At 69.0% G+C, this 21,521-nt stretch carries 20 protein-coding genes; 18 read left to right on the forward strand and 2 right to left on the reverse strand.

The genetic code is table 11. From position 1 onward, the window contains the following. Nucleotides 1-7: 7 nt before the first annotated feature. Complete coding sequence (locus KIH74_RS31445; protein WP_214160047.1) at nt 8-469, reverse strand: Lrp/AsnC family transcriptional regulator; 462 nt, start codon at nt 467-469, stop codon at nt 8-10. 280 nt (nt 470-749) lie between these two features. Here KIH74_RS31445 and KIH74_RS31450 point away from each other — a divergent pair, with 280 nt between their 5' ends. The 12 genes from KIH74_RS31450 to KIH74_RS31505 all read left to right on the forward strand — a co-directional run bounded on the left by KIH74_RS31450 (nt 750) and on the right by KIH74_RS31505 (nt 14,530). Continuing rightward, a complete protein-coding gene (locus KIH74_RS31450; protein ID WP_214160048.1) occupies nt 750-2,393 on the forward strand; it encodes a peptide ABC transporter substrate-binding protein in 1,644 nt (547 codons plus the stop codon). Between the two features lie 7 nt (nt 2,394-2,400). Beyond that, the gene (locus tag KIH74_RS31455; RefSeq protein ID WP_214160049.1) at nt 2,401-3,327 is read left to right on the forward strand and encodes an isocitrate lyase/PEP mutase family protein; all 927 of its coding nucleotides are present in this window, start codon (nt 2,401-2,403) and stop codon (nt 3,325-3,327) included. Between the two features lie 77 nt (nt 3,328-3,404). Beyond that, entirely contained in the window at nt 3,405-5,054 is a 1,650-nt protein-coding gene (locus tag KIH74_RS31460; protein ID WP_214160050.1) for an HAL/PAL/TAL family ammonia-lyase, read from the forward strand. Further along, the gene (locus KIH74_RS31465) at nt 5,051-6,415 is read left to right on the forward strand and encodes a dihydroorotase (protein WP_214160051.1); all 1,365 of its coding nucleotides are present in this window, start codon (nt 5,051-5,053) and stop codon (nt 6,413-6,415) included. Before KIH74_RS31460 ends, KIH74_RS31465 begins: the two co-directional genes overlap by 4 nt. Nucleotide 6,416: 1 nt before the next feature. After that, nucleotides 6,417-7,820 carry a UbiD family decarboxylase domain-containing protein gene (locus KIH74_RS31470; RefSeq protein WP_214160052.1) on the forward strand — a complete coding sequence of 468 codons (1,404 nt, stop codon included), beginning with the start codon at nt 6,417-6,419 and terminating at the stop codon, nt 7,818-7,820. After that, nucleotides 7,817-9,064 (forward strand): M20 family metallo-hydrolase, encoded by a 1,248-nt coding sequence (locus tag KIH74_RS31475; RefSeq protein ID WP_214160053.1) that lies wholly within the window; start codon nt 7,817-7,819, stop codon nt 9,062-9,064. The genes KIH74_RS31470 and KIH74_RS31475 overlap by 4 nt, the downstream gene beginning before the upstream one ends. Beyond that, on the forward strand, nt 9,061-9,663 hold the full coding sequence (locus KIH74_RS31480; protein WP_214160054.1) for a UbiX family flavin prenyltransferase: 603 nt from the start codon (nt 9,061-9,063) through the stop codon (nt 9,661-9,663). Before KIH74_RS31475 ends, KIH74_RS31480 begins: the two co-directional genes overlap by 4 nt. Further along, nucleotides 9,656-10,591, forward strand: a complete 936-nt coding sequence (locus KIH74_RS31485) for an ABC transporter permease (RefSeq protein ID WP_214160055.1) — start codon at nt 9,656-9,658, stop codon at nt 10,589-10,591. Before KIH74_RS31480 ends, KIH74_RS31485 begins: the two co-directional genes overlap by 8 nt. After that, nucleotides 10,588-11,598 (forward strand): ABC transporter permease, encoded by a 1,011-nt coding sequence (locus tag KIH74_RS31490; RefSeq protein WP_214160056.1) that lies wholly within the window; start codon nt 10,588-10,590, stop codon nt 11,596-11,598. Before KIH74_RS31485 ends, KIH74_RS31490 begins: the two co-directional genes overlap by 4 nt. Then, complete coding sequence (locus tag KIH74_RS31495) at nt 11,595-12,650, forward strand: ABC transporter ATP-binding protein (RefSeq protein ID WP_214160057.1); 1,056 nt, start codon at nt 11,595-11,597, stop codon at nt 12,648-12,650. The genes KIH74_RS31490 and KIH74_RS31495 overlap by 4 nt, the downstream gene beginning before the upstream one ends. After that, nucleotides 12,647-13,561: an ATP-binding cassette domain-containing protein gene (locus KIH74_RS31500; RefSeq protein ID WP_214160058.1), complete on the forward strand. Its 915-nt coding sequence runs from the start codon at nt 12,647-12,649 to the stop codon at nt 13,559-13,561. The genes KIH74_RS31495 and KIH74_RS31500 overlap by 4 nt, the downstream gene beginning before the upstream one ends. Nucleotides 13,562-13,585: 24 nt before the next feature. Continuing rightward, nucleotides 13,586-14,530: a 2-hydroxyacid dehydrogenase gene (locus tag KIH74_RS31505; RefSeq protein WP_214160059.1), complete on the forward strand. Its 945-nt coding sequence runs from the start codon at nt 13,586-13,588 to the stop codon at nt 14,528-14,530. Nucleotides 14,531-14,607: 77 nt separating this feature from the next. Here the strand turns inward: KIH74_RS31505 and KIH74_RS31510 are convergent, their stop codons facing one another. After that, nucleotides 14,608-15,561 carry a DUF4862 family protein gene (locus KIH74_RS31510; protein WP_214160060.1) on the reverse strand — a complete coding sequence of 318 codons (954 nt, stop codon included), beginning with the start codon at nt 15,559-15,561 and terminating at the stop codon, nt 14,608-14,610. A 269-nt stretch (nt 15,562-15,830) separates the two neighbouring features. On the opposite strand from KIH74_RS31510, the gene KIH74_RS31515 reads away from it, so the two are divergent. Genes KIH74_RS31515 through KIH74_RS31540 form a run of 6 tightly spaced genes read left to right on the forward strand, consistent with a single transcriptional unit; the run spans nt 15,831 to nt 21,257 of the window. Beyond that, a complete protein-coding gene (locus KIH74_RS31515; RefSeq protein ID WP_214160061.1) occupies nt 15,831-16,868 on the forward strand; it encodes a TRAP transporter substrate-binding protein in 1,038 nt (345 codons plus the stop codon). Nucleotides 16,869-16,906: 38 nt separating this feature from the next. Next, on the forward strand, nt 16,907-17,413 hold the full coding sequence (locus KIH74_RS31520; RefSeq protein WP_214160062.1) for a TRAP transporter small permease: 507 nt from the start codon (nt 16,907-16,909) through the stop codon (nt 17,411-17,413). 32 nt (nt 17,414-17,445) lie between these two features. Further along, nucleotides 17,446-18,753 carry a TRAP transporter large permease gene (locus KIH74_RS31525; protein WP_214160063.1) on the forward strand — a complete coding sequence of 436 codons (1,308 nt, stop codon included), beginning with the start codon at nt 17,446-17,448 and terminating at the stop codon, nt 18,751-18,753. Between the two features lie 34 nt (nt 18,754-18,787). Further along, nucleotides 18,788-19,618 carry a 5-dehydro-4-deoxy-D-glucuronate isomerase gene (gene kduI / locus KIH74_RS31530; protein WP_214160064.1) on the forward strand — a complete coding sequence of 277 codons (831 nt, stop codon included), beginning with the start codon at nt 18,788-18,790 and terminating at the stop codon, nt 19,616-19,618. Nucleotides 19,619-19,646: 28 nt separating this feature from the next. Continuing rightward, nucleotides 19,647-20,435, forward strand: a complete 789-nt coding sequence (locus tag KIH74_RS31535; protein WP_214160065.1) for an IclR family transcriptional regulator — start codon at nt 19,647-19,649, stop codon at nt 20,433-20,435. Nucleotides 20,436-20,465: 30 nt separating this feature from the next. Next, complete coding sequence (locus KIH74_RS31540; RefSeq protein WP_246573490.1) at nt 20,466-21,257, forward strand: SDR family oxidoreductase; 792 nt, start codon at nt 20,466-20,468, stop codon at nt 21,255-21,257. Nucleotides 21,258-21,521: the final 264 nt, after the last annotated feature.

Below are 21,521 nucleotides of genomic sequence, written 5' to 3' on the forward strand. Positions count from 1 at the left end.
TGGCGGGTCAGCCGGCGTCGGCCGGCTGGTCCGCCACCGGGCCCGGTCCCCGCCAGCGGCTGAACACCAGCGTGGTGTAGGTGTCGCCGACCGCCGGGTCGCTCGTCACGTGGTCCAGCACGAAGTCCGACAGCGCGTCCGGGCTCTCCGCGACCACCTCGGCCAGATAGTCGTCCGCCCCGGCGACCAGCCAGAGATGCAGCACCTGGGGAAGATTCGTCATCACCTCCGCGAAACGGGCATTTTCTTCGCGCGAGTGCTCCTTCAGCTTGATCCGCACGATCGCGCGAATGCCCAGACCCACCTGACGCGGGTCGATCTCTGCGTGGAATCCGGAAATAACGCCCAGTTCAACCAGATTCCGCACGCGCGACAGGCAGGACGAGGCAGCGAGGCCCACGCGATCGGCGAGCTCCTTGTTGGGCAGCCGGCCGTCCTTCGACAGCACCGCCAGGATGGCGCGGTCCATGTCGTCGAGGCGAGGAGCCGCCGCCCCCCGGGGGGAAACAGACATTTAACAATTCTCCTTCTGAACGCAGGACCGAATTCTCTCTCGTCTGACGAATATTCTACGTCAGTCTTGCCCCTCTTGGGGGCTGCGTGCATACTTCAGGGCATCAAGCCGAATTGCAGTGAAGCTCCGAACTGCTCGGCACTCGCTGGCGCTGGCGCCCGCATTCCCCTTCGCCGCCGCGTCCCCCTTCGTGATGGCGTGCTCCTCGGGTGGACCACGTGAGAGGAACTTACTGATGTACGAAGTCCGCAGGCGGACCTTCGGCGCCCTGCTCGTGGGCGGCGTCACCGCGGCCGTTCTGGCCGCCTGTAGCAACTCCGACGACAGTGGCGACGGCTCGAGCGGCTCCAAGAGCGGAACCTTGCTGCTGGGCAAGCTGATTCCGCTACAGTCCGTCGACCCGCACAAGGTCAACGACGGCACGTCGAACGAGGTCCTCACCGCGGTCTACGACGGTCTGTACACCCTCGACGCCGACCACGCGCTGGTGCCGCTGATGGCCGAGTCGTTCGAGAAGTCGAAAGACGGCAAGACCTACACCTTCACGATTCGCGACGCGAAGTGGAGCAACGGAACCGCGGTCACCGCGCACGATTTCGAGTACTCGTGGAAGCGGCTGGTGAACCCCGACACCGCCGCCCCGAACTCGAACGAGGCGGTCGCGGCCGGGATCAAGAACGCCAACGAGATCGTCAATTCCGGCGCCGACCACACCACGCTGGGGGTCACGGCCGTCGACGACAAGACGCTCAAGGTCGAGCTGGTCGCCGACGTGCCCTACTTCCAGGCGCTGCTGGTGCGCCCGGCCTTCCTGCCGCTCAACCAGGAGTATGTCGAGTCGGCCGGCAAGGACTTCGGCAGCAAGCCCGAGAGCACCATCTACAACGGGCCTTTCGCGTGGTCGAGCTGGGACTTCTCGGAGAACTTCGCCGCGGTCAGGAACGACACCTACTGGAATGCCGCCGAGGAGACCCTCGACGGGCTCACCTGGCGCGTCGTCACCGACTCGCAGACCGGCGCGCTGCTCCAGGAGAGCGGCGAGCTGGACTGGGTCGAGATCTCGGGCAGCCTGATCGACCGGTACTCCAGCAGCGACTCGATGGTCACGGCCCTCGAGGTGCACATGTGGTACTTCTACCCGAACTTCAAGACCGCGGCGCTGGCGAACCAGGACATCCGTACCGCCCTGGCCACCAGTTTCGACAAGAACGCGGTCGCGAACGACGTGCTGCGCAACGGTTCCGAGGCGGCGAACTACTTCGTCGGCAAGAATCTCGCAGAAGGCCCGGACGGCAAGCAGTTCCGCGACACCGGCGGCACGTTCCTGGAGTACGACCTGACCGCCGCCAAGGCCGCCTGGACCAAGGGCCTGGCCGCCCTCGGCGAGACATCGCTGTCGTTGCGCCTGCTGTACTGGGACGACGACGCCTCGGTCGGGCAGGCCGAGTACATCGCCGCCGAATGGCAGAAGCAGTTGCCCGGCCTGACGATCGAGCTGACCAAGGCGGTCAAGGAGAGCGCGAACGAGACCGCCGCCAACGGCGACTTCGACCTCTACCTGTTCCGCTGGGGCCCGGACTACAAGGACCCGATGGCGTTCCTGGAACTGCTCGGCTCGGACTCCGAGCGCGACTTCGGCAGCTACCAGAACACCGACTACGACAAGATCATCCAGGCCGCCCGCACGGCCGAGGTTCTGGCCGACCAGCAGTCCCGCTGGGACTCCCTGCACGAGGCCGAAGAGATCCTGCTCGGCGACGTCGGCGTCATCCCGACCGTGCAGAACGGCATCGCCATGCTCGTGAACCCCGAGGTCAAGGGCATGGAGATCCGCAACGTGAGCCTGACCTGGAACTACCGACTCGTGACGAAGGGCTAGGAACACGATGACCGCCCGCACCACCCTGCGCAGCCTCATGGAGGCCGGCACCGTCCTGGCCCCCTGCGTCTTCGACTGCTCCTCCGCCCGGGCCGTCGAGCTCGCCGGGTTCGACGCCATGCTGCTGTCGGGCTCCGAGGTCTCGATGTCGATGAAGGGCATCCCCGACATGGGGCTGCTGTCCCTGGAGGAACTCCTCTGGGCCGTCGAGCGGATCTGCGACATGTCGCCGATCCCGCTCGCGGTCGACATCGAGGACGGTTTCGGCGGCTCTGCGTTGCAGGCCTACGAGACCGTGCGCCGGGTGGCCAAGGCGGGCGCCATGGGTGTGCTGATGGAGGACGAGGCGGAACCCGGCTACGCCCGGGACGTCTCGCTCGACAACGTGCTGCCCCGCGAGGACTACTACGCCAAGATCCGCGCCGCGGTGAAGGCCGTCGAGGGCACCGACTGCATGGTCATCGCCCGCAGCAACCTGGGCAGCGCGAACCTCGAGGAGGCGATCGAGCGGATGCGTTTCTGCGTCGAGGAACTCGGTGCGCACGCCTCCACGATCGTCAACATCACGAACGCCAAGGACGCCGCGGTCGTCGCGGAACGCGTTCCCGGGCTGAAGATGTTCGCCGACATCAACGCCAAGCGCGGTCTGGAGAAGATGGACTACGCGGCGCTGAGGGAGATGGGCTACGCGCTCGTCACCATGCACTACACGATGAAGGCGTCGATGGCCGGGATGCTCGAGGCCGGCCGCGCCAACCTCGCGGAGATGGGCAACACCTACTCCAACGAGATGATGCCCGACGAGTACCCCGGGCACAGCGGCATGCCGTTCTTCGCCGCCCAGGAACTGCTCGACCTGGAGGCCGGGTTCACCGGGAGCCAGGTGCGCTTCAACGACCCGCGCACCGTCCACACCCCCGGAAGTGCTGAGTAACAGCCTGATCCGGTCCGTACCACCCACCGCGCCCGCTTCCAACCGGCGGGCGCATGCACCGAGAGGTTCCATCTGCGATGACCGATGTCATGGCTGCCACGGCCCCCGAGTCCGCCGACACCGTCGAGATCGACGGTTACTCCATGACGGTCGAGAAGATCGTCCACGTCGCCCGCGGTGCCGCCGGCGTGTTCCCGACGGTCGTGCTGTCGGACGAGGCCCGCCGGCTCACCGTCGAGGCCCGCGACTACGTGGAGGCCAACTGGCTCACGGACGACGCCCCGCCGATCTACGGCATCAACACCGGCCTCGGCCGGCTGATGGACGTGCGGGTGCCGCCGCAGGACCAGGACCGGTTCCAGAACCTGGTCATCAACTCGCACAGCGCCGGCATCGGTGAGCCGCTGCCTGCCGACGAGACCCGCGCCCTGCTCCTGCTGCGTACCAACGCGCTGGCCAAGGGCCTGTCCGGGGTGCGCGTCGAGTGCCTCGACCGGCTCATCTCGATCCTCAATGCCGGTGTCGTGCCGGTCATTCCGTCGCAGGGTTCCGTCGGTGCCTCCGGCGACCTGGCCCCGCTCGCGCACCTGGTGAGCGTCATGGTCGGCCACGAGAAGGGCGAGGCGTTCCTCGGCGGCGAGCGGATGCCCGCCGTGCGGGCCCTCGAGCTGGCCGGCCTGCCGACCGAGTTCAAGCTGGCCCCCAAGGACGTGCTGGCGCTCATCAACGGCTCGACCATCTCGCTGGCGACCGCCGCCCTGGCCCTGCACGACGCCAGGCAGCTGGCTCGCCAGGCCGACGTCGCGCTGGCCCTGTCGCTCGAGGCCGTGCGCGGTGAGACCGCGGCGTTCGACGAGCGGATCCACGCCGCCCGTAACGCTCCCGGTCAGATCACCGTCTCGCGCAATGTGCGGGCATTCGTGACCGGCAGCCGGCGCACCACGGAGAAGGCCCGTCAGGTGCAGCTGCCCGACGAGCACCGCCCCGGCGCGTACAAACCGCGGGTGCAGGACGCGTATTCGCTGCGCTGCGCGCCCCAGGTGCACGGAACCACGCGGGAGTCGCTCGAGTTCGCCGAGACCCTGCTGATCCGCGAGGCCAACGCCGCCACCGACAACCCGCTGGTGCTTCCCGACGGCAACGGTGGCTTCGACGTGATGTCGGGCGGCAACTTCCACGGTGAGCCGATCGGCGTGGCCGCCGATCTGATCGCGATCGCGGTGGCCGAGATCGGTGCGATCTCCGAGCGTCGCTCGTTCCGTCTGACCGACCCGAACCTCAGCTACGGCCTGCCGCTGAACCTGGTCGGCGGGCAGCTCGGCCTGAACACGGGTTTCTCGATCGTGCACTGCTCGGCCGCCGCCATCGCCTCGGAGAACAAGGTGCTGTGCTTCCCGTCGGTCGCCGACTCGGTGCCGACGAAGGCCAACCAGGAGGACCACGTGTCGATGTGCACGTTCTCGTCCCGCAAGGCCCGTCAGGTGGTCCGGAACACCCAGATCATCCTGGGCGTCGAGTTCATGCTCGCCACCCAGGGCATCGACCTGGCCGCCCCGCACCTGGGCGACGAGGCCGGGCTCGGCCAGGGCACCCAGGCCGCCTACGACGCGTTCCGGGCGATCGTCCCGATGACCCGGGAAGACGTCTACCAGAACGAGCAGATGGCCAGGGCCCAGCAGTTCGTCGCGGACGCCACGGTGATCGACGCCGTCGGGGAGGTCCTGTGACGGCCCCGCACCTGGTGGTCCGGGGCACCGTCGTCACCCCGGGGAAGGTGCTGACCGACGGCGCGGTCGTCGTCGAGAACGGCCGGATCAGTGAGGTTCTCGAGGGCCGTGCCGCCGTCGAGGCGGCCTCGCGGGCACGGATCACCCAGGGCGGCCCGGACCGGCTGATCCTGCCCGGCGCCGTCGACGCCCACGTGCACGCGTTCTCCGACCCGGGCGAGACGTTCGTCGGTGCCACCTCGGCCGCCGCGACCGGTGGCGTCACCACGATCATCGACATGCCCTACGACGCCGGTGCTCCCGTGAACACGGCCGACCTGGTGCTGGCCAAGCGTGAGCGTCTGGCCGCCGAGGCCGTGGTCGACGTCGCGCTGCACGGCACCGTCCGCCCCCGCGACGGTGTGCGGGACATCAAGGGCATGGTGGACGCCGGGGTGTGCGGGTTCAAGGTCTCGCTGTTCGAGACCGACCCGTTCCGCTTCCCCCGGATCGCCTCCGACGAGCTCCTCGACGCCTTCGCCGTGCTGCGGGAGCGCGGTGTGCGCATCGGTGTGCACGCCGAGGACGGCGAGATCATCGGCGCCCTGGTGAAAGCGGCGATCGCGGACGGCCGCACCGCCCCGATCGACCACGTGCGCTCGCGTCCCCCGGTGTCCGAGACGGCGTCCGTCGCCCTGGGCCTCGAACTGGCCGCCGCGGCCGGCGTGAAGTTCCACATCTTCCACGCCAGCCTGCCCGAGACGGTCGGCCTGGTGCGCGGTCACCAGGGCCAGGACTTCACCCTCGAGACCTGCCCGCACTACCTGGTCCTCACCGAGGACGACATGGAGCGGCTCGGCGCCAAGGGCAAGATCAACCCGCCTCTGCGCACCGCCGCGCACGCTGCCGGCATGTGGCAGGCACTGGCCGACGGACGGGTCGAGATGGTCACGTCCGACCACGCGCCCTGGCCGCTGACCAAGAAGTCCGCCCCGGTGATCTTCGACAACTCCTCGGGCGCGCCCGGTGTGCAGACACTCTTGCCGATCGTGCTGGGGGCAGGGTATTTCGGCGGCCGGATCCCGCTGCTGACCGCGGCCCGGGTGCTGGCCACCAACCCGGCGAAGGCGTTCGGCCTCGACCACCGCAAGGGCTCGATCGTCAGCGGTCTGGATGCCGACCTGGTGATCGTCGACCCGGCTGCGCGCACCGTTGTCGACGACACCCGGATGTACTCCACCGCCACCTGGAGTCCCTACTCCGGTATGGAGTTCCAGGGTCGCATCGACGAGGTGCTGGTCCGCGGGACCACGGTGTTCTCCCAGGCCGGTGGCCTCCTCGCCCGGCCGGGTGACGGGCAGTTCGTCTCCGGGGTCCGCTGACATGGACCAGTCCATGCGCGGTTTCGTCGACCAGCTGGCCGACGCCGGAGAACTGGTCGAGGTGTCGACGCCGATCGCGGCCGACTACGAACTCTCGGCGCTGATCGGCCTTTTCGATCGTGGTCCGGCGGTGCGGGCGAGCGACGTCACCGGCTCGCCGATGCCCGTGGTCGGGAACCTGCTGAACTCGCGGGAACGCCTGGCCCGGGCCGTCGGCTGCGACGTCGCCGATCTGCTCGACGAGCTGACGGCGGCCGTGGCCGCGCGCACCCCGGTCGAGATGGTCACCGACGCCCCGGCACAGCAGGTCGTGCTGCCCGCGCAGAGCGTGTGGGAGCAGGTGATCGCGCCGCGCTGGTTCGAGCGCGACTCCGGGGGCTACGTCACCGCCGGGCTGATCCTGGCACACGACCCGGTCAGCGGCATGCGCAACGCGTCGTACGCCCGGGTCAAACCACTCACGGCGACAACGGGTTTCATCGGCATCGCACCGAACCACCACCTCACGGCCCTGTCCCGCTCGGCGGGACCCGAAGGCCTGCCGGTGGCGCTGGCATTCGGCGTTCACCCGGCCATCCAGCTCGCCTCGTGCACCTACCTGGCGCTGGGCGACGACGAGCTCGAGCACGCCGCGCACCTGCTGGGAGAGAAGGTCCGCGTGGTCAGAGCGACCACGAGCGACGTGCTGGTCCCGGCCGACGCCGAAGTAGTGGTCGAGGGGCGTATTTTCGCCGACCGGACCGTGCACGAGGGCCTCGTCAACGAGTACCACGGCATGTACGAGGACTACGGCGACGGCTGCACGCTCGAGATCACCGCGGTCACGCGCCGTTCCGACGCCACGATGCAGGTCATCCTGCCCGGTCTCGGGTCGGAGCACAGCTACATCGCCGGGGTCCCGATCGCCGCGGGCATCAAGCACGCGCTGCGCGGCATGGGCTGCCGGATCGTGGACGTGGCGGTCACCCACGCGGGTGGCGGCCGGGTGGACGTGGTGGTGTCGATCGACGGCGCCCGCCCCGGCGTCGCGCGGCGCATCATCATGGGCGCCTTCGCCGCGGTCAGCATGGTCAAGCAGGTCACGGTCGTGGATGCCGACGTGGACGTCTGGGACGACGTGCACGTGCACTGGGCCCGCACCAGCCGGATGCGCTGGGACCGGGACCTGGTCCGGATCGACGCCGTGGCGACGGACCGCAACGTACCGATGCAGGAAGGGGGAACCGTGACGAAGGTCGGCATGGACGCCACCGTGAAATCCGGGGACCGCGCCGTCGGGCCGCAGCTGGCGGTGCCCCCGGCCACCGTCACCCTGGCCGTCCGCGACGGGCTCCCCGCGGAGCTGGCGAAGCAGCTGGCCCCCGCACTCGTTCTCCACGGCAGCCTGACCGGAGGTTCCCTGTGAAAGATGTCGTGTTTCCCCAGATCGACCGGCTGATGGCCGATCTCGACGGCCTGGCCGGCCTGGTCGACTCCTCCCGACCCGGCTGGAGCAGGGTCGCGATGACCGAGGTCGACACCCACTCGCGGTACTGGGTCGCCGACCGGATGCGCGCCGAGGGCCTGGAGGTCCGCGTCGACGGCATCGGCAACGTCATCGGCACGCTGCGCGGAAGGGGCAACCACCGCAAGGCCATCGTCGTCGGGTCGCACACCGACACCGTCGACGGCGGAGGCCGTTACGACGGCATCGTCGGGGTCGTCGGCGCGCTCGAGGTGGTCCGGATGATCCGGGAGTCGGGGATCGTGCTGGAGCACGACCTGCGCGTCGTGGACTTCTACAACGAGGAGGCCAACCGGTTCGAGCTGTCCTGCCTGGGCAGCCGGGCGATGGCCGGGGCCCTCACCTCGAAGCACCTGGCCACCCAGGACGATCACGGACGCACGCTCGGGGCCACTCTGGAGGCGGCGGGCTGGGACCCGCAGCTGGCCGGGACCCGCTGGGCCGACGACGAGGTGCTCGGCTTCCTGGAGCTGCACATCGAGCAGGGCCCGATCCTCGAGCGGCAGGGCCTGCCGCTCGGTGTGGTCACCTCGATCTGCGGGATCTCCCGGTTCCGGGCGATGTTCACCGGTCAGCGCGACCACGCGGGTACCACCCCGATGACGTCGCGGCACGACGCCGGATGCGCGGCGGCGGGGGTCGTGCTGGCCGTCGAGGAGATCGCGACGAGTGCCGAGAGCGCCGTCGGGACGGTCGGTTCCGTGACCTTCACCCCCGAGGCGACGTCCGTCGTCACCGAGTCGGCCCTGCTGACCGCCGAGTTCCGCAGCCCGGACGACGCGTGGTTCACGCTCGCCCGTGAGCAGATCGCCGAAGCCACGGCCAAGCACGCGGAGAAGCGCGGTCTGGAGCACTCGGTGCAGTGGCTGCCCTGGGAGCGTCCCACCGCGATGGACGACCACGTCTCGTCCGTCATCAGCTCGTCCGTCGGGCAGCTCGGCCACCCCGCCGCACACCTGTACTCCGGGGCCGGGCACGACGGTGTGCAGATGGCCAAGCTCGGCCCGGTCGGGATGATCTTCATCCCCTCGGCCGGCGGCCGAAGCCACTGCCCCGAGGAGTTCACCGACCCCGCCCAGATCGCCGTGGGCGTGCACGCTCTCGCCCAGAGCGTCGTGAACCTGGACCAGGAGAGCACCCGATGAACCGTCAGGAACCGCCGCACCGGGTGGTCGTCGGGATCACCGGCGCCAGCGGCGTGGGGATCGGCGTGCGGATGCTGGAGCTGCTGCGCCAGGATCCGGGCATCACCTCGCACGTGGTCGTCTCCAAGGCCGGTGCGATCACCTTGCAGGAGGAGTGCGACCTCTCACGACACGATGTCGAGGCGCTCGCCGACGTCGTGCACCGCCCCGCCGACATCGGCGCCTCGATCGCGTCCGGATCCACACCGGTCACCGCCATGCTCGTGGCCCCGTGCACGGTGCGGACGCTGTCGGCGGTCGCCACCGGCGTGTCGGACAACCTGATCACCCGGGCCGCGGACGTGTGCCTGAAGGAGGGCACCCCGCTGCTGCTCATGGTGCGCGAGTCCCCGCTGCACCGCGGGCACATCGCGTCGATGGACGCGGCGGCGCGGGCCGGCGCGATCATCGCGCCGCCGGTACCCGCCTTCTACAAGCACCCGGTCACGGCCGCGGACATCATGGACGACCTGGCCCGGCGGGCGCTCGCGCGGGTGGGCCTGACGCAGTTCCGCGGAGCCCCCTGGGCCGGGCTGCGGCAGGAGAGCCGGCATGAGTAGATACATCGGCAAGCGCCTTCTCAGCGCGGTCGTGACACTGTTCGTCGTCGCGGTCGTGATGTTCTGCCTGCTGGAGTTCCTGCCCGGGTCGCCCTTCAACTCGGAGAAGCTCGACCCGGTGCAGAAGCAGCTGATGGCCGCCAAGTACGGCCTCGACCAGCCGGCGATCAGCCGGCTGGGCACCTACCTGGTCAACCTGGTGCAGGGCGACTTCGGCGTCTCGTACAACATCATCCCCGACATGGACGTGTCGCAGATGCTGACGACGCGTCTGCCGGTGACGATCCGGATCGGGCTCCAGGCCCTGGTTCTGGGCGTCGTCGTCGGGCTGGTCCTGGGCATCCTGTCCGCCGTGCGCCGGCGCGGCTGGATCGACAACGTCTCCACGTTCCTGGCCGTGCTGGCCTTCAGCATCCCCTCGTACGTGCTCGCCCTGGTGCTGGTCTACGTGGTCGGGTTCGAGCTGAAGTGGCTGCCGATCCGCTACTCGGCCGACAACCCGTTCGAGTCGAGCATCCTGCCGACCGTCTCACTGGCGGCGTACGTGATGGCGGTGACCGCCCGCTACGCCCGCTCCGAGATGCTCGACTGCCTGGAGAGCGACTACATCCTGCTGGCCCGGGCCAAGGGCCTGCCCCAGGCCCAGGTGATCACCTCGCACGCGCTGCGCAACACCATGGTCTCGATCATCACCGTGCTCTCACCGCTGCTCGTCGGCCTGATCACCGGCTCGGTCGTGGTCGAGCAGATCTTCGGGGCGCCCGGTCTCGGCCAGCTGCTGCTGACCGCGATCAACAACACGGACTACAACATCATCATCGCGATCAGCCTGGTCTACAGCCTCGTGTACGTGGGCTCGATGCTGCTCGTCGACGTGCTGTACGGGGTCATCGATCCGCGGATCCGACTGGCTGGGAGTTCCTCGTGACCGACGTTCCGCTGGAGAAACTCCGGTTCGCCGGCGCACCGGCGGCGGCCGCCGAGCCGGTCGCCGCCGGCCCGGCCCAGGGCTCCGGCCGCGACCTGTGGAACCGGATCCGCCGGGACCGCCGCACCGTGGCCGCCGGGATCGTCGTCCTGATCGTCATCGCGCTGGCGATCATCGTGCCGTTCCTGCCCACCCCGGGCGGTGCCGCCGACGTCGCCTACCGCTACCTGCCGCCGAAATGGCCGCTGCTGGAACACCTCGGCATCCTGAACGGCACCCGCGACGGCGTCGACGCGTACGCCAAGGCGGGCGTCCCGGACGGCGTCTACCATCTGTTCGGCACCGACGAGCTCGGCCGCGACATGTGGCAGCGGGTCTGGGACGGCACCCGGGTCTCGCTGCTCATCGCCCTGATCGCGTTCGTCATCGACATCGTCGTGGGCATGGTCTATGGCCTGGTCTCCGGATACTTCGGCGGCGGCACCGACACCGTGCTCCAGGGAATCGTCGAGATCCTCTCCGGCATCCCGCAGCTCGTCATCGTCACCCTCTTCGTCGTCGCGGTCGGCCCGGGCACCGGGGCCATCGTCTTCGGCCTGCTCCTGACCAACTGGCTCGCGATGAACCGGGTCAGCCGCTCGCAGGCACTGCGGCAGAAGGCCGAGGAGTACGTGCTGGCCTCGCGCACGCTGGGCACGAAGGACCGCCACATCATCGTCGTGCAGATCCTGCCGAACATCGTCGGGCCGGTCCTGACGATGAGCATGTTCTCCATCCCGGCGGCCATCTTCACGGAGTCGTACCTGTCGTTCGTCGGTATGGGCGTGCAGCCGCCGCAGGCCTCGCTGGGCTCGCTGGTGAGCACCGGGTACCAGGCCTTCCTCTCGTACCCGTACCTGGTGCTGGCCCCGGTGCTGGTGCTGGCCGTGCTGATGGTCTCGTTCACGATCGTCGCGGACGGCCTGAAGGAAGCCACCGATCCCCGAGCAGTGGAGGGACGCGCATGAGCACGCCGGTGCTCTCGGTCAAGGACCTGGCCATCACGTTCACCCACGACCGGCGGGACGTCGAGGCCATCCGTGGCATCTCGTTCGAGGTCAACGCCGGTGAGGTCGTCGCCCTGGTCGGGGAGAGCGGCAGCGGCAAGTCCGTGACCGCCCGCGCGCTGATGGGCCTGGGCGCCCGCGGCCAGCGGATCTCCGGCGGCAGCATCGAGCTCACCGGTCCGGACGGCTCCCTCGACCTGACCACGCGGAGCCCCCGCGAATTGCAGCGACAGGTCAACGGCAAGCGCATCGCCATGGTCTTCCAGGACGCGCTCACCTGCCTCGACCCGACCATGGCGGTGGGCCGGCAGATCGCCGAGGGCCTGCGAGCGCACTACCGCATGTCGAGGGCCCAGGCCCGGGCCCGGGCGGTCGAGCTGCTGACCGAGGTCGGCATCGACGACCCGGAGCGGCGCTACAGGCAGTACCCGCACCAGCTGTCCGGCGGCATGTGCCAGCGTGTCAACATCGCCATCGCCCTGGCCTGCGAGCCGGACGTGCTGATCTGCGACGAGCCGACCACCGCCCTCGACGTGACGATCCAGCTGCGCATCCTCGACCTGCTCGCCCGGCTCCAGGCCGAGCGCGGCCTGGCGGTCGTGTTCATCACCCACGACCTCGGTGTGGTCGCGAGGATCGCCGACCGGGTCAACGTGATGTACGCCGGCCGGATCGTCGAGCAGGGCAGCGTCGAGGCGGTGTTCTACGACCCCCGGCATCCGTACACCTGGGGTCTGCTGTCGGCGATGCCCAGCCTCGGCTCGGACGAGGGCCCGCTCCACACCATCCCCGGCAGCCCGGCGAGCCTGATCGACCGGCCCGCCGGTGACGCGTTCGCGCCCCGCAACGAGTTCGCCCTCGAACTCGACCACGAGCAGGAGCCGCCCTATTTCGAGGTGTCGCCCGGACACCGGGTGGCCTCGTGGCTGTGTCATCCGCAGGCCCCCACGGTCGAGATGCCGAAGGCGCTGCGGGCCAAGATCGACTCGATGACGAAGGTGGGGGAACGATGAGCGCGCTGCTCGAGGTGGTCAGGCTGCGGCAGGAGTTCCGGACCGCACGGGGCAACCCGGTGACCGCCGTCGGTGGTGTCTCGTTCGAGGTCAACGCGGGGGAGACGTACGGGCTGGTCGGTGAGAGCGGCTCGGGCAAGTCGACGATCGGGCGCTGCCTGGTGCGGCTCAACAACCCGACCTCGGGCGACATCGTGCTGTCCGGCCGGATGGTCAGCGGCCGGCTCGACCGGCGCACCACCGCGCACCTGCGGGCCAAGGCCCAGATGATCTTCCAGAACCCGACGTCGAGCCTGAACCCGCGCCGCCGGGTGGGCGACATCGTCGCGGAGGGCCTGCGGGCCACGGGCCGCTCCGGCCCGGCGGTGCGGGAAGCCGTCGTGGACATGCTGGAGCGCGTGGGACTCTCGGCCGAGCACGTCGACCGGTTCCCGCACCAGTTCTCCGGCGGGCAACGTCAGCGCATCGGGATCGCCCGGGCCCTGGTCGTACGGCCCGATCTGGTGATCGCCGACGAGTGCGTCAGCGCCCTCGACGTCTCGATCCAGGCCCAGGTGGTCAACCTGATGGCCGAGCTCCAGCGCGACCTGGGCACGGCCTACGTGTTCATCGCCCACGACCTGGCCATGGTGCAGCACCTCAGCCACCGGATCGGCGTGCTGCACCAGGGATTCCTGGTCGAGACCGGCACCACGCAGGAGATCTTCACCGGCGCCGTCCACCCGTACACCCGCTCGCTGCTGGCCGCCGTGCTCAGCCCCGACCCGCGGGCCATGCGGCGACGCGTCGCGAGCGCCCCGTACGACCCGAAGGCACTGGGGATCGACTACCTCTCCGGCACCGAGCACACGCTCTCCCCGACCCACCGGGTGCTGGGGACCGCCGAGCAGGTCTCGGCCTGGACGTCCTGAACACCCCGACCGGAAAGAGAAAAGATGTCCCAGCCCACCGTGTTCGTCTCCGCGCCCGTGCCGGACGACCTGCTCGAAGAGCTCGCCCGTGAGTTCGACGTGGTGGCCGTCCCGCCCGGCACCACGCAGGACCTGGGCCGGTACGGGTCGCCGGTCGGCTGGCTGATGGGCGGTGGCACCCCGATCGACGCCGGCGTGCTGGCCCAGCTGCCCGACCTCAAGGTGGTGTCCAACAGCGGGGTCGGTTACGACAGCCTGGTGATGGACGACATCCGGGCGGCCGGCGTGATCGCCGCCAACACGCCCGGGGTTCTCGACAACGCCGTCGCCGAGATCGCTCTCGGGCTGGTCCTTTCGCTGGGCCGGGGCATCGTCGGATTCGACCGCTTCACCCGCGACGGCCGCTGGGCCGACGGCGCCGCCCCCCTCACCCGCGATGTGCACGGCAAGACGGTCGGTGTGCTGGGGATGGGCCGGATCGGCAAGCGCGTCGCGCAGTTGCTCCAGCCCCTCGGCGTCAGCGTGATCTACCACAACCGGGCGAGGCGCCCCGAGATCGACGAGAGCGGTCTGGCCCAGTGGCGTGAGCGTGAGGCATTTTTCGCCGAGTCCGACTTCGTGGTGGTGCTCGTGCCGCTGAGCCCGCAGACCCGCGGGTATGTCGGCGCCGCCGACCTCGCCCGGATGCAGCCGACCGCCTACCTCATCAACCTGGCCCGCGGCGCGGTGGTGGACACCCCGGCCCTGGTCGAGGCGATCCGGTCGGGGCAGATCGCCGGCGCGGGCCTGGACGTGTTCGACGTCGAGCCCCTGCCCCTGGACGACGAGCTCCAGACCCTGCCGAACGTGATCCTGTTGCCTCACATCGGCAGTGCCACCGCCGAGACCCGGCGCGCGATGAGCGAACTCGCGGTACGCAACCTCCGCAACGGCAGCCTGGGCCAACCGGTCGAGACGCCGATTCCCTGATCCAATAGCCGCTGACAGACACCGGCCCGGCGACCTGCGTCCGTGCGTCACCCTTCTCACCGTTCTGAAAGCGGTTCTCAGACGGTCGCTCTGGCCCGGGCGATCTGGGTCAGGGTGGCGGTGACCACGGCGATGTGCGTGGCGACGTCGGCATCCCGCGGCCGGGCTGCGGTTTTCAGCCCGATCCGCGGGACGTCGGCGAGTGCCTTGAGGGTGTCGGCGATCTCGTTCGGTCCGAGCAGGGACGCCGCGGACGCGGCGAGGGCGGGATCGGTTCCGTGGGAGGGGATGTGCATGTCGGTCCAGGCCGGTCCCCAGGCCGTGTCCTCGCCGGTCGCGCCGGAGAAGATGTAGGCCCGCAGCAGTCCCGCCCCGGTGACCGCGGCGATGTGCTCGAGGGGGAGATCCGGGCCGTGTCCCTCGATGGCTGATCGGCCCCAGTTCAGGCTCATTCCGAGCACGTCCGGGGGTAGACCGAAGGACTGCACCGCGGCGATCTCGTCCGGCAGCCCGAAGAAACCCTTGGCCGGACTCTGCCCGGGAACGTACGCGTCGCAGTGCTCGACGAGCAGTTCCGCACCGGCGAGATCCCAGTCGAGGATCTCGGCGAGGGAGCGCTCGAACGCGGAGCGGGAACCACCGCGAGGCCCCGGGCCGCTGTGGACCTCGATCGCGGCGACCCGGCGGGTGCCGTACTCGTCGGCAAGGGTGCGGGCCAGGTCACGGGCCCGGGCAACGTCGGAGAGCGCCTCGCGGCGCTGGGCCTCGTCGCCGGATGCCAGGCCGTAGGCGGGGTTTCGGCCCAGAGCGAGCATCATCGACGGCACCAGCGAGACCACGAGGTCCCAGTCGGGCCGGACGTGCTGCCTGATCCAGGCGGCCTCCAGGGTGCGCGTTCCGGCCGGGGACAGGGCGAATTCCAGTCCGCCGAGGCCGAGTTCGGCGACGGCGTCGAAGAACGCGTCCTCGCCCTCCGGGTCGGTGGGTGCGGTGATGTAGGCGGCCAGGAAGAGGCCGTCGAGGCTGGTCACGGTGAATTCCTCCGTCGTGGGGGCGCGACGTCACGCCGGCGGTAGGGGGTTCCGGTGGGCGATATAGGGGTTGACGCGGTAGGGGCGACCATTAAGTTCCGTCTAACGAAACTCTGTTCCATAAAAAGTGTGACATTCGTCGACGAGGCACTGCAACAGCCGTTCCGGAATCCCGGCGCCGCTCCCCGGCGCCGTCCCCGAACCGCCCGAGTAGCCCGCACCATTCCCCCTTGGACGCCTGCTTACGCAGCCCGAGAAGGAGTTTCAGCATGAGGCGAAACAAAGTCGTTTCCGTCACCGTCGCTCTCGCGGCTGCCCTGCTCGCCGCCACCGCCTGTAGTGCCGGAGACGGCACCCGCACCGGTGCGGCGGCCAGGGACTCCGGCGACTCCGCCGAGACGACGTTCAAGCTGGCGTTCAACCAGCAGACGAACCATCCGCAGTTCGTCGCGCTGGATGCCATGGGTGACCGGCTCCGGGAGCGCACCGACGGCAGGTACGACATCGAGGTGTTCCCGAACGAGACGCTCGGCACCCAGAAGGACACCATCGAGCTGGTGAAGGCCGGCACGCTCGAGATGTCGATGGTCGCCGGGCCGCTGATGGAGAGCTTCAACGCCGACTTCACCGTGTTCAACCTGCCGTTCACCTTCGACTCGCAGGAGCACCAGCGCCGGACGACGAACGACCCGGCCATCGTCGCCGGGCTGTACTCCTCGCTCGACGACCAGGGCCTGCATGTCCTGGGGGCCTTCCACGGCGGGGTCCGGAACATGTACTCGTCGAAGGGGCCGATCGTCGAGCCCGCCGACATGAAGGGCCTGAAGATCCGGGTCATCGAGTCGGACACGAACATCGAGATGATGAGGATGATGGGCGGCAGCCCGGCCCCGATGGGGATGGGTGAGGTCTACACCGCGATCCAGTCGGGTGTGCTGGACGGCGCCGAGAACAACGAACTCACCTACGCCAACGTGAAGCACGCCGAGGTCGCGAAGTTCTACAGCTACACCCGGCACCTGATGCTCCCCGACTACCTCCTGATCAACCCGAAGTTCCTGGACGAGATGTCCGAGGGCGACCGGGCGATCTTCCTGGAGGAGATCGCCACGGCGATCGAGGAGGAGGGCCGGCTCTGGAAGCAGGAGATCCCCAGGTCGAAGGCGCTGGCCGAAGAGGCCGGGGCGAAGTTCAACGAGGTCGATTCTGCTGCCTTCAGCGCCCTGATCGCCCCGCTGACCCAGAAGAAGCTCACCAACGCCACGGTCCGCGACATCCACGCCAAGGTCCGGGCGGCCGCCGAGTGAACGGCTGTCCGGGCCCGGCGAGAGGAAGGACCTGAGAGATGACCGTGCTGAAGGTTGTTCTGGACCGCGTGCTGACCTGGATATGTGTGGTGCTGTTCGCGGCCCTGGTGCTCGACGTCGGCTGGCAGGTGTTCGCCCGGCAGGTGCTGAACGCCCCCAGCGGCTGGTCCGAGGAACTGGCCAAGTACCTGTTCATCTGGGTCGGTTTGCTAGGCGGGGCGCTGGTTTTCGGCGAGCGCGGGCACGTCGCGGCCGACCTCGCGGTGCAGCGGGCGCCGGAGAGGGTGCAGCGGGTCACCGCCGTGACGGTGCAGATCTCGATCCTGGCCTTCGCGGTCCTGGCCCTGATCTGGGGCGGATACCGGGTGGTGCATCTGACCTGGAACCAGACCCTGACCGGCCTGCCGGTGAATGTGGGCTGGATGTATCTGGCCCTGCCGATCTCCGGCGTGATCACCGTGCTCTACACCGTTTATCACATGATCCACATCAGCACCGGCGAGGAAATCGCGATCGACCCGGACGCCGAGGCCCCACTCGCGTAAGGGACCGCGCTCACGCAAGGGACGGAGGAATCATGGATGCCGGAGTTCTTGCCGGTCTGGTCCTGGTCGTCGGGATCGCTGTTCTGCTTCTGATCGGGGCCCCGATCAGCATCGGCGTGGGGCTGGCCTCGACGCTGGCCATGTTCGTCGTGGTCGGCGCCGAGAACGGGGCCCTCACCTCGGCGCAGCAGATGTTCCGCGGTATCAATTCGTTCGCGCTGCTGGCCATCCCGTTCTTCGTGCTGGCCGGAGTGATCATGAGTAACGGCGGCATCGCCATGCAACTGATCAACGCCGGCAAGGTGCTGGTCGGCCGGGTGCCGGGCGCGTCCGCCCAGACGACCGTCGCCGCCAGCACGCTGTTCGGGGCGGTCAGCGGCTCGTCGATCGCGGCGGCCGCCGCGATCGGCACGACGATGGGCCCGGTGCAGGCCAAGGAGGGCTACGACCGTAACTTCTCCGCGGCCGTCAATGTCGCCGCCGCGCCGGGCGGGATGCTGGTCCCGCCGAGCAACCTGATGATCGTCTACTCCCTGGTGTCGGGTACCTCGGTCGCGGCCCTGTTCATGGCCGGATACCTCCCCGGGATTCTGTGGGCGCTCGCCTGCTCGGCCATCGTCTATCTCTATGCCCGAAAGCGACCGGAACTGAAGGAGACTCAGCGGATCGGCTTCGCCGAGGGAGTCCGCGTCCTGCTCGTCGCGACACCCTCGATCCTGCTCGTCGCGGTGGTGATCGGCGGCATCCTGCTGGGGTACTTCACGGCGACGGAGTCCGCCTGTATCGCGGTCTTCTACGCCGCGATCCTCTCGGCGTTCTACCGCACCATCAAGCTCCGGGACATCCCGGGCATCCTGATGGAGTCCACCCGCATCACGGCGGTGGTCATGTACCTGGTCGGCGTCTCGACCATCATGGGTTTCGTCCTGTCCTTCTCGAAGATCCCGGAACTCGTGTCGGACGCGATGTTCGGGTTCAGCGAGAACCCGGTCGTCCTGCTGCTGCTGATCGCCGTCATTCTGCTGGGCGTCGGCTGTTTCATGGACGCCACCCCGGCCATTCTCATCTTCACCCCGATCTTCCTGCCGATCGTGACGAGCTTCGGCGTCGACCCGATCCACTTCGGCATCATGATCATCTTCAATCTCAGCATCGGCACGATCACCCCGCCGGTCGGGACGGTGCTCTTCGTCGGGGCGAAGATCGCGAACGCGCCGATCGAGGGCGTCGTGCGCCAGCTACTGCCCTTCTTCGGCGTCCTCGTCGCCACGCTCGTCGTCGTCATCTTCACCCCCGGCCTCTCGCTGTGGTTGCCGGAGATCTTCGGCCTGATGCCCTGACCCGAACGAAACCTGCTACGCCTCAAGGAGAACCATGGAACAGCGCTTCGCCACCAGTCCCGAGCACGTCCCGGGCATGAGCACCACCGAGATGCGTGACCGCTACCTGGTGCCCGGCTTGTTCGTGGACGACGACGTCAGGGCCCTGTACACGCATCACGACCGGGTCGTGGTGGCCGGCGTGAAGCCGGTGACCGGGCCGGTCACGCTCCCGACGTTCCCCGAGATCGTCAGCCAGTACTTCTTCGAGCACCGCGAAGCCGGGATCGTCAACGTCGGCGGGCCCGGGACGATCACCGTGGACGGCGCCACCTACGACGCCGAGCACGGCGCGTGTCTGTATGTCGGGCGCGGTGCCGTCGACGTGGCGTTCGAGTCCGCCGACGAGGCCGGCCCGGCTCGGTTCTACCTGTTCTCGGCCCCGGCGCACACCAGCCACCCGACGACGTTCGTCGCGCCGGGCGAGGGGACCGTCCGCGAACTCGGCGATCCCGAGCAGTCGAACCGGCGCACTCTCAACCAGTACATCCACGAGAAGGGAGTGCGGAGCTGCCAGGTGGTCATGGGCGTCACCACCCTGCACACCGGGAGCATGTGGAACACGATGCCGGCGCACACCCACGCCCGGCGGACCGAGGTGTACCTCTACTTCGGCCTGCCGGCTGACGCCCGGGTGGTGCATCTGCTCGGCGAACCCACCGAGACCCGGCACCTCGTGGTCGGTAACGAGGAGGCGGTGATCGCGCCGAGCTGGTCCGTGCACTCCGGTGTGGGCACCGCCAGCTATAGCTTCGTCTGGGCGATGGCAGGAGAGAATCAGGCGTTCGACGACATGGATGGTTTCGCCATCGCAGACATGCGCTGATGCGCTCACCCAGACAGGTAGACCCGACATGGCCCGAGAGATTGCCCAGCTGACCCAGGCCGAACCGCTGACCGGCGGTGCGAACGCGAGCGAGAAGACCCTGCTCGTGCTGGAGGCAGCCATGAGCCGGGGGCGGTTCTCGGAGGTCGTCGAGGCGACGGGCCTGGCCAAGGCCACGACCCACCGGATCCTGGCCACGCTCATCGAGCGACGGTTCGTCACGGTCGCCGCGGACGGGAGCTACCTGCCCGGGCCGAAGATCCTCTCGCTGGCCGGGCAGGCCCTGCAACGGATCGACATCTCCGCGATCGCGCAGCCTTTCGTGGACGCGCTGGTCGACCGGGTGCACTGCACGGTCCACGTCGGCGTGGCGAACGGTGACGAGATCGTCTACCTGATCCGCGCGGACTCCGACAAGCCGTACCGGATGCCGTCGCGGGTCGGGCTGGCGATCCCGATGCACACCTCTGGCATCGGCAAAGTGGTGCTCAGCGGGTACACCGATCACGAACTGGAGCGGTTCGTGGCCCGGGCGGGGCTGCCCGCCCGGACCCCGAACACGATCACCACCCTGGACGGGCTACGCACCGAGACGGCCCGGATCCACCGCCTCGGTTACGCCCTCGACCGGGAGGAGAACGTGCCTGGCGTCACCTGCGTCGCGGCGCCCATCCTCGACGCCACCCGCCGGATCAAGTACGGCCTGAGCATCTCGACGCTGACCCTGGAACACACCCCGGAGCAGGTCGAGGCCATGGCCCCGCTGGCCATCGAGACCGCCGCCGACATCTCGGCCGCCCTCGGGTACACCCCCTGACCCTTTCCGCGCCACCAGGAGAGAGCCGTAATGACGAATCCCGTCAGCAGTCCCACCGCCTACCTGGCCCGCAGCTTCACCCTGGAGGGCAAGCTCGCGGTCGTGACCGGCGTCAGGCAGGGAATCGGACTGGCGATCGCCGAGGCGCTCTCCTCGGCCGGTGCCGACATCATCGGTATCAGCCGCGAGCTGCCGCTGGGGGAGAGCACCGCCCGCACCACGGTCGAACGGGTGGGCCGCGCCTTCACCCCCCTGCGTGTCGACCTCTCTAACCGGGACGAGGTGAACCGGCTCGCGGCCGACCTGGCCGGGCGCCAGGTCGACATCCTCGTCAACAACGGTGGCACGATCCGCCGGGCTCCCGCCGCCGAGCACTCCGACGACGACTTCGACCACGTGATGGACGTCAATCTCCGCTCGACGTTCGTGCTCTCCCGCGAGGTCGGCCGGAGCATGCTCGACCGCGGCGCCGGCAGGATCGTCAATCTGGCGTCGATGCTCAGCTTTCAGGGGGGCGTCAACGTTCCGGGGTACACCTCGTCCAAGTCGGCGGTCGCGGGCCTGACGAAGGCGCTCGCCAACGAGTGGGCCGGCCGGGGGGTCAACGTCAACGCGGTCGCCCCCGGCTACGTCATCACGACCAACACCCACGACCTGCGTCAGGACGCCGAACGCAGCAAGGAGATCCTCGCCCGCATCCCGGCGGCCCGCTGGGCCGAGGCCGGCGACATCGCCGGCGCGGTGCTGTTCCTCTGCTCGGGTGCTGCTGACTACGTCAACGGGGTCGTTCTGCCGGTGGACGGGGGATGGCTGGCGCGCTGAAGGGGCTGACGGCAGCCGAGCAAACGGAGGACTCTCCAGCCGGGGACGCCGAGCGGCCCCAGGGGCAGCAGCACCAGGAACCGATCGTGGGACCAGGGCTGCCACGGGCCTATGCGATGCGGTCACTGAGCGCCCTGCACGCCCAGAAGATCCGCAGCGCCAGGCCGCTGGAAAGGAGAGACAAACAGATGGATCGGGCTCAATGGCCCGATCCATGAAGTGTGCACGCGTGCACTGTGCTGGTACCGAAGGGGACTCAAGCCC

The organism is Kineosporia corallincola (genome assembly GCF_018499875.1).
Classification (GTDB): Bacteria; Actinomycetota; Actinomycetes; order Actinomycetales; family Kineosporiaceae; genus Kineosporia; species Kineosporia corallincola.